7 protein-coding genes and 1 pseudogene are annotated in these 7,831 nt (G+C 73.6%); all 8 read left to right on the top strand.

Annotated features, from left to right (window positions below; genetic code table 11):
• The first annotated feature begins 28 nt into the window (after window positions 1–28).
• Window positions 29–205, top strand: a complete 177-nt coding sequence (locus AB0G16_RS27935) for a maltose acetyltransferase domain-containing protein (RefSeq protein WP_362811132.1) — start codon at window positions 29–31, stop codon at window positions 203–205.
• Between the two features lie 116 nt (window positions 206–321).
• Window positions 322–1,671, top strand: coding sequence for an MFS transporter (locus tag AB0G16_RS27940; protein ID WP_362811135.1), 1,350 nt, complete (start codon window positions 322–324; stop codon window positions 1,669–1,671).
• A 64-nt stretch (window positions 1,672–1,735) separates the two neighbouring features.
• Window positions 1,736–2,683, top strand: a complete 948-nt coding sequence (locus AB0G16_RS27945; RefSeq protein ID WP_362811138.1) for a zinc-binding dehydrogenase — start codon at window positions 1,736–1,738, stop codon at window positions 2,681–2,683.
• Window positions 2,684–2,870: 187 nt separating this feature from the next.
• Window positions 2,871–3,251, top strand: coding sequence for a helix-turn-helix transcriptional regulator (locus AB0G16_RS27950; RefSeq protein ID WP_362811155.1), 381 nt, complete (start codon window positions 2,871–2,873; stop codon window positions 3,249–3,251).
• Window positions 3,252–3,256: 5 nt separating this feature from the next.
• The gene (locus tag AB0G16_RS27955; protein ID WP_362811141.1) at window positions 3,257–3,673 is read left to right on the top strand and encodes a VOC family protein; all 417 of its coding nucleotides are present in this window, start codon (window positions 3,257–3,259) and stop codon (window positions 3,671–3,673) included.
• A gap of 231 nt (window positions 3,674–3,904) precedes the next feature.
• Window positions 3,905–6,346 carry a PEP/pyruvate-binding domain-containing protein gene (locus AB0G16_RS27960; RefSeq protein ID WP_362811144.1) on the top strand — a complete coding sequence of 814 codons (2,442 nt, stop codon included), beginning with the start codon at window positions 3,905–3,907 and terminating at the stop codon, window positions 6,344–6,346.
• Window positions 6,347–6,421: 75 nt separating this feature from the next.
• Window positions 6,422–6,961: a hemerythrin domain-containing protein gene (locus AB0G16_RS27965; protein WP_362811146.1), complete on the top strand. Its 540-nt coding sequence runs from the start codon at window positions 6,422–6,424 to the stop codon at window positions 6,959–6,961.
• A gap of 294 nt (window positions 6,962–7,255) precedes the next feature.
• Window positions 7,256–7,831, top strand: a pseudogene (locus AB0G16_RS27970) (DNA-directed RNA polymerase subunit beta); the annotation flags it as partial.

The following is a 7,831-nucleotide window of genomic DNA, read 5'->3' on the forward strand; positions in this document are numbered from 1 at the left end:
ACGTACACGCCTGTGTACGTTGGTACGCATGACCCCTGACGCGGACGGCCGTTCGATGCGCGAGCGCATGCTCGCCGGTGACCTGTACATCGCCGACGACCCGGCGCCGGCCGAGGACGACCTGCGGGCCATGGACCTGATGGAGGCCTTCAACGCCACGCCCGCCCGCGATCCGCAGAATACGATCGAGCCCGGCACGGCATGAGCGGGCCCGCCGCGGCCCCGCGCTGATCCCCTCCCCGCCCTCCGCCGCTTTCGGCCCGCGCCCCCGCGAGCCGCCCGCGCGACGAAGATCCCCGAGACCGATGACGAGGAACCGTCGTGACCGAACCGCCGGACACACGCATCGCCCGCCGCCGTTACGTCATGGTCTGTGTGCTCTTCTGGTTCCCCCTGGGCCTGACCATCGCCCCCTCGGTCCTGCTCTTCACCGAGCGCGGCATGTCCCTCGTGGCCATCGCGGGCTTCGTCGCCGCGCACTCCCTCACCGCGGCCGTGCTGGAGCTGCCCACCGGAGGCCTGTCCGACGTCCTCGGGCGCCGCCTCGTCCTGGCCGCCGCCGGCCTGCTGAACCTGGCCGCGTTCGTGTTCCAGGGCCTGGGCACCGCCCCCTGGGCGCTCACCCTCGGCATGGCCCTCATGGGCGCGGGCCGCGCCCTGTCCAGCGGACCGGCCGAGGCCTGGTACGTCGACACCGTCCAGGCGCACTCCGGTCCCGGCGCCGAGTTGCGCACCGGCCTGGCCCGCGGGAACTCCGCGATCTCGGCCGCGCTCGCGGCCGGCACCCTCCTGGGCGGGGCCGTGCCCTGGGCGCTCGGGCTCGGCCCCGACGCCGGCGCCCGGCTGAGCGAGGCGACCTCCGGGCTGGTGCCGCCCCTGTCGGTCCCGCTGCTGCTGGCCGCCGCCGTCGAGGTCGCCTTCGTGCTGTACGTCCTGGCCGCCCTGCGCGAGCCGCCCCGGCCGCCCACCACCCTGCGCGGCGTCCTGGCCGGCGTCCCGGCCACCGTCGCGGACGGGCTGCGCCTGGGAGGGCGCGACGCCCTGGTCCGGCGGGTCCTGCTCAGCGCGGGCGCCACCGGCAGCGCCCTGGCCGCCGTCGAGCTGCTCACGCCGGGCCGGGCCGCGGCCCTCACCGGCGCGTCCGAGTCGGGCGCGGTGGTCTTCGCCGCGCTCGCCTGCGCCGGCTTCGTCTGTTCGGCCGTCGGCAGCCACGCCGCCCCGCTCCTGGCCCGCCTCGCGGGCGGCGGCGAGCGGGCGGTCCTGGTGAGCCTGGGGGCCGGCGCGAGCGGCCTGCTCCTGCTCGGCGCCACCGCGGCCTCGACCGGTACGGCCACCACGGTCCTCGCCGCCACCGGTTACGGCCTGGTCTACCTCGGGCTGGGCGCGGCGCAGCCGATCGAGAGCGACCTCCTGCACCGCCGGGTCACCCGTTCGGGCCGCGCCACCGCTCTCTCCGTCCAGTCGCTCGCCCTGCAGCTGGTGGGCGCCGTCACCGGCCTGGTCGTGGGCGTCCTGCCGCCGGGGCCGCCGCCCTGGCTGCTGGGCGGCGCCGTGCTGCTGGCGGGCGCCCTGCTGTGGCTCCGCCGCGGCGGGGAACCCCCCGCGGGCCCGTCCCCGGACGCCGCGGCCGGCCCGCGGGAGGCTCCTCGCGACGGTGCCCGCGCCCCGTGACTTGACCTCGAGCCCGGTTGAGGTTGCACGCTGGGGCCACAGTCGGCCGAACAGGGGAGAACACGTGCGTGCGGTGTGGTTGAAGGAGTTCGGCGGTCCCGAGGTGCTCGTCCCCGGTGACGCCCCCGACCCGGTCCCGGGACCGGGACAGGCGCTGGTCGACGTGGCCTACGCCAACATCACCTTCGTGGAGACCCAGGTCCGCTCGGGCGGCCCGTCGCCGTTCACGCCGGAGCTGCCGACGATCCCCGGCAACGGCGTCGGGGGCGTCGTCGCGGCGGTCGGCGAGGGCGCCGACCCCGGCCTGGCCGGTCTCCGGGTGGTGACCTCCACGGGCGGCTCCGGCGGCTACGCCGAACGGGTCGCGGTGGACGCCTCAGCGCTCTTCGCCGTTCCCGATGACCTGGCCCTGGACGACGCGGTCGCGCTCCTGGCCGACGGGCGTACCGCGACCATGATGATCCGGGCGACCGCTCCCCGGCCCGGGGAGCGGGTGCTGGTCGAGGCGGCGGCCGGGGGTGTGGGATCGCTCCTGGTGCAGCTCGCCAGGGCGGCGGGCGCCACCGTGGTCGCGGCGGCCGGCGGTTCCCGCAAGCTCGGGGTGGCCCGCGACCTGGGCGCCGACGAGGTGGTCGACTACACCGCCGCGGGCTGGGGCGAGGGGATCCCCCCGGTCGACGTCGTCCTCGACGGGGTCGGCGGCGACATCGCCCGGACCGCGTTCGGGCTGCTCCGCCGGGGCGGGCGGATGATCAGTTTCGGCATGGCGAGCGGGCAGTGGGCCGGCATCGAGCAGCAGGCCGCCGACGCGCGAGGCGTCACCCTCCTCGCCCCGGTGAGGCCCACCCCGCAGATGATGCGCGAGTGCACCGAGAGCGCCCTCGCCGAGGCCGCCGCCGGCCGGCTGCGGCCCCTGATCGGGCAGCGCTTCCCCCTCGATCGGGCCGCCGACGCGCACGCCGTCATCGAGTCGCGCGCGGGCGTCGGCAAGACCCTGCTCCAGGTGGGCTGATCCGGGCGTCCGGCATCGGGGCCGGCCCCGGCCCGCCGCTGCCCCGCCGGTCCCCTTCCCGCGGATCCGTGCGACCATTCGAGCGGCGGCGCCCGCACCGAGCCGGCGCCCGTGGTGCCCGGCGTCGGGGGATGGTGGTCGTGTGACCCTGGAGGATCTCGTCCGGCTTCGCCGGGTCCGTGACCTGATGGACCGCGAGTACGCCGAGCCGCTCGACGTCGCGGCGCTGGCGCGGGCGGCGCTGATGTCGCCGGGGCACTTCTCCCGCAGTTTCCGCGCCGCCTTCGGGGAGACGCCGTACGGCTATCTGATGACGCGGCGGATCGAGCGGGCCAAGGCGTTGCTGCGGCGGGGGGATCTCACGGTGACGGAGGTCTGCCTCGCGGTCGGCTGCACCTCGCTGGGGTCGTTCAGCTCGCGCTTCACCGAGCTGGTGGGTGAGAGCCCGAGCTCCTACCGGGCCCGCCGTCCCGACGAGGGGGCGGCCCTCCCCGCCTGCATGGCCAAGATCTACACGAGGCCGGTCAGGAACGGAGAAGCCGGGCCGGTCCCCTCACCCCTAGCGTGAAACGCATGAACATCAACCTCTCGCAGTGCTTCATCGCCGTCGACGACCACGACAAGGCAGTGCCCTTCTACCGCGACGTCCTGGGGTTGGAGGTGCGGGGCGACGTGGGCTACGAGGGCATGCGCTGGGTGACCGTCGGGTCGCCGTCGCAGCCCGGGGTGAGCATCGTCCTGGAGTCGCTCCTGGCGAATCCGGAGGCGTCCCCGGCCGACAGGGAGGCCCTCACCGGGCTGCTGTCCAGGGGCATGCTCCGCGGGGTGATCTTCGACACCGACGACTGCGACGCCGTCTTCGAGCGCGTCCGCGACGCCGGGGGCGAGGTGGTGCAGGAGCCGGTCGACCAGCCCTACGGCGTGCGCGACTGCGCCTTCCGCGACCCCTCCGGCAACATGGTGCGCTTCAGCCGGCCCACCGGGCACTGACCACCGCTCCGGCGAACCGGGGACACCACGGCGCCGGCTGTTCACCACCCGGGGGCCGCGTGAGACCTCCCTGAGGACCTGATCGCCGGCGTCGGCACCGCCAGGAGCGCCTTCCGCGTCTTCCTCGCGTCGACGGGCAGATGGCCCTGTGGAACCACATGACGGAGGACGAGCAGAAGATCGTTCTCCGGTCGATGGAGATCTACGCCAAGGCCGCGAGGAGGGTACGGGATGAATCTGATCCGGTTGTCTGAGATCGACTCCTCCATGATCGAGGTGGTGGGAGGCAAGGCCGCCGGGCTGGGCGAGATGATCCGGGCCGGTGAACGCGTCCCCGACGGCTTCTGCCTGACCGTCGACGCCTACATCGGGCGGGAGCTGCCGGAGCGGGAGCTGATCGACGCCTACCGGCGGCTCGGTGGCGGGCGTGTGGCCGTGCGCTCCAGCGCCACCGCCGAGGACCTGCCGGAGGCGAGCTTCGCCGGCCAGCAGGACACCTACCTCAACGTCGAAGGCGCCGGCCCGCTCGCCGACGCGGTCCGCCGTTGCTGGGACTCCCTGCACAGCGAACGCACCGTGGCCTACCGCGCCGCGGCCGGTGTCACCGAGGCCGCGATGGCCGTCGTGGTCCAGCGGATGATCGACCCGGTGGCGGCCGGGGTGATGTTCACCGCCAACCCGATCACCGGCTGCCGCACCGAGACGGTCGTCGACGCCGCGCCCGGGCTGGGCACCGCCGTCGTCGAGGGGACCGTCGTCCCCGACCACTACGTCCTCGGCCCGCGGACACCGGCCGCACCCGCCGTACCAGCCGGATGCCTGGACCGGGAGCGGCTCGAGGAGCTGCGCGAGGCCGGCCGGCGGCTGCAGGCGCACTTCGGCTCCCCCCAGGACGTCGAGTGGGCCGTCGACGCCGGCGGCACGCTGTGGCTGCTGCAGTCCCGGCCGATCACCACCCTGTTCCCGGCCCCGCCCGAGACCGGTGACGCGCGGCTCTACCTGGAGTTCGGCCACATCCAGGGAATGCTGCGGCCGACCACCCCGATGGGCGTCTCGATCCTCAAGATGGGCTCCGGCGTGTGGTTCAAGGCCGTGGGCGCCACGGTCGATCCCCGTGATCCGCTGCCCCGGCTGGTGCCCATCGGCGGGCGGCTCTACTTCGACCTGACCGACTTCCTGCGCAACGCGGTCACGCGCAGGCGGCTGCACCTGTCGCTCGAGGTGTACGGGCCGCGCGTGCAGGGCGCCGTCGAGCGCGTGCTGGACGACCCTCGCTTCGCCCCGCGCCCCGGCCTGCCCTTCCGCCTCGGCAGCGTCGCGCGGATGACGGCCCGGCTGGCGCTGCCCGCGGTCGCCGGCATCGCCTGGAGCCTGGCACGCCCGGACGCCGCCCGGGTCAAGGCCTACCGCGCGGTGGCGGAGATGAGGCGCCGGATCGTACCGCCGCCGGGGCCGGCGACCTCGGCCGAGCGGCTGCGCTGGGTGATCGAGGACTCCCACCGGTCGGTCATGAGCGCCGACATGATGGGGCTGGTATGGCCGCTGCTGGCCGGGATGCTCGCCGGGACGGTGCCGTCCGGGCTGCTCGAGGGGGTCGCCTCGAAGGAGGAGCTGGACGCCGTCCTCGCCGGGATGCCGCACAACGTCACCACCGAGATGGACCTGGCGCTCTGGCGGATCGCGGTGCGGGCGCGCGAGCACGGTGAGCTGTTCCGCGCCACGCCGCCGGCGGAACTGGCCGCCCGGCACCACGCGGGAGAGCTGCCGGACATCGGGCTGACCGGCTTCCTCGACACCTACGGCATGCGGGCCGCCGCGGAGATCGACGTGGGCATGCCACGCTGGGCGGAGGATCCGGCGCCGTTGTTCGCCGTGATCGCCAACTACCTGCGGGTCGACGACCCCGCGCAGGCGCCCGACCGGCGCTTCGAGCAGGCGGCGGCACGGGCCGAGCGGACGGTGACGTCACTGTCGCGGCGGGCGCGGCGCACCAGGCCGGTACGCGGCAGGCTCGCGGCGTTCCTCATGCGCCGCTCGCGCAAGCTCACCGGGCTCCGGGAGATCGGGAAGTTCGCCTGGCTGCCCGCGATCCAGGCGGCGCGCCGTCAGCTCCTGCTGATCGGGGCAGACCTGGCCGGGCGCGGCCTGCTGGAGCGCGGCGACGACGTGATGTTCCTCGACCTGTCCGAGGTCCGGGCCGCCGTGCACGACGGGACCGACCACCGGGACCTGGTCGCGGCCCGCCGCACCGCCCACGAGCGGGAACTGCGGCGGCGCACCGTCCCCGGGGCCCTGCTGTCGGACGGGACCGACGTGGAGACCCTCGTGCCTCCCGCGCCCCGGGAGGAGGGGGTGCTGACCGGGATGGCCGGAGCCGCGGGACGGGCGACCGGCAGGGCGCGGGTGATCCGTGATCCGGTCGGCGCGCACATCGAACCCGGCGAGATCCTGGTGGCCCCGACCACCGATCCCGGCTGGACCCCGTTGTTCCTGACCACGGCCGGGCTGGTGACCGAGACGGGCTCGCCGGTCGCGCACGGCCCCACCGTCGCCAGGGAGTACGGCATCCCGGCGGTCATCTGCGTCCGCGACGCCACCCACGAGATCAGGACCGGGCAACTGATCACGATCGACGGGGCCGCGGGCACCGTACGGCTGGAGGAGGAAGGCTGACTTCCGGCCCGACGGGCCCGGGACGAGCCGGGTGTTCGGGGAAACTGGGTGTGACGACCCGTTCGAAGGAGAAGGATGAACGCACGTTCCACGTCGGGCGAACGTCTCACCGCCCTGGGCACGCAGCTTCTCGAGGTGCACATCTGGCTTCGGGAGATGCTGGAGGACCTCCAGGACGGCATCGACGACTACTTCGACGGCAGAGGGCTCCCGCCGCGTGACCTGCGCGCCCACTGCCTGTCCTTCTGCACGGCGCTGACGCGCCACCACACCGGCGAGGACAGGGGCGCGTTCCCGGCGATCGCCGAGGAGTTCCCCGAGCTGCGCAAGGTCCTCTCCGACCTGCGCGCCGACCACAACCAGCTGGACTGGCTGATGGGGAACCTGCGCAAACTGCTCGACTCCCTGCCGGAGGAGCCGGACCCGGCCACCGCCACGAAGGTGCGCGAGGAGGTGGGGGCACTGTCGGCGATCATGCAGACGCACTTCATCTACGAGGAGAAGAAGCTGATCTCCGTGCTCAACGCGATGGACGTGCCCGGGTGGCGCGAGAACCGGCCCGCCTTCCTGATGGTCGACGACGACGAGGACGGGCCGCGCGCTCCCTCCCGGTGAGCGGGAGGCCCGGCGGCCGACGCCGGCGTCCGGGACGGGGGCCGGTGCGGGCCGGGAATCCGGCCACCGCGCCCGGCCGCGCGAATCCCGCGCCGGTATCCAGGTTGACGAGTTCACCCGGCTGTGGAATGCTGAAAGCGGCAACGAGGTTGACGCTCATAGTAGTTGTAGACATACGTTTCCTACTTGCGTTATGCTGCTCCCTCGCGCTGTCTGCACACGCCCCGGATCCTCCCGGGGCGTTTGGCGTGCGCGCAGTTCGATTCCATCCGTGCCCTTCCGGAAGGACATCCTTTGACAGCCTCGCGTAACGCCCCCGCCGTACCCGCCGGTCCTCATCGCGTCTCCTTCGCCCGCATCCAGGAGCCTCTCGAGGTTCCCGACCTTCTCGCCCCGCAGACCGAGTTCTTCGACTGGCTCGTCGGGAACGAGAGGTGGAAGGCCCGGGTCGAGGCGGCCCGCCAGGCCGGGCGCAGGGACGTCCCGGCCCAGTCGGGCCTTGAGGAGGTCTTCGAGGAGCTCAGTCCCGTCGAGGACTTCTCCGGAACCATGTCCCTGTCGTTCCGGGATCACCGGTTCGAGCCGCCCAAGTACTCCGTCGATGAGTGCAGGGACAAGGACATGACCTACTCCGCCCCGATGTTCGTCACGGCGGAGTTCATCAACAACACCACCGGTGAGATCAAGAGCCAGACGGTGTTCATGGGCGACTTCCCGCTCATGACGCCGAAGGGCACGTTCATCGTCAACGGCACCGAGCGCGTGGTGGTCTCCCAGCTGGTCCGCTCGCCCGGCGTCTACTTCGAGCGCAGTGCCGACAAGACCTCCGACAAGGACCTGTACGGCTGCAAGGTGATCCCCTCGCGGGGG

This window comes from Streptosporangium sp. NPDC023615, from assembly GCF_040640155.1.
GTDB lineage: Bacteria > Actinomycetota > Actinomycetes > Streptosporangiales > Streptosporangiaceae > Streptosporangium.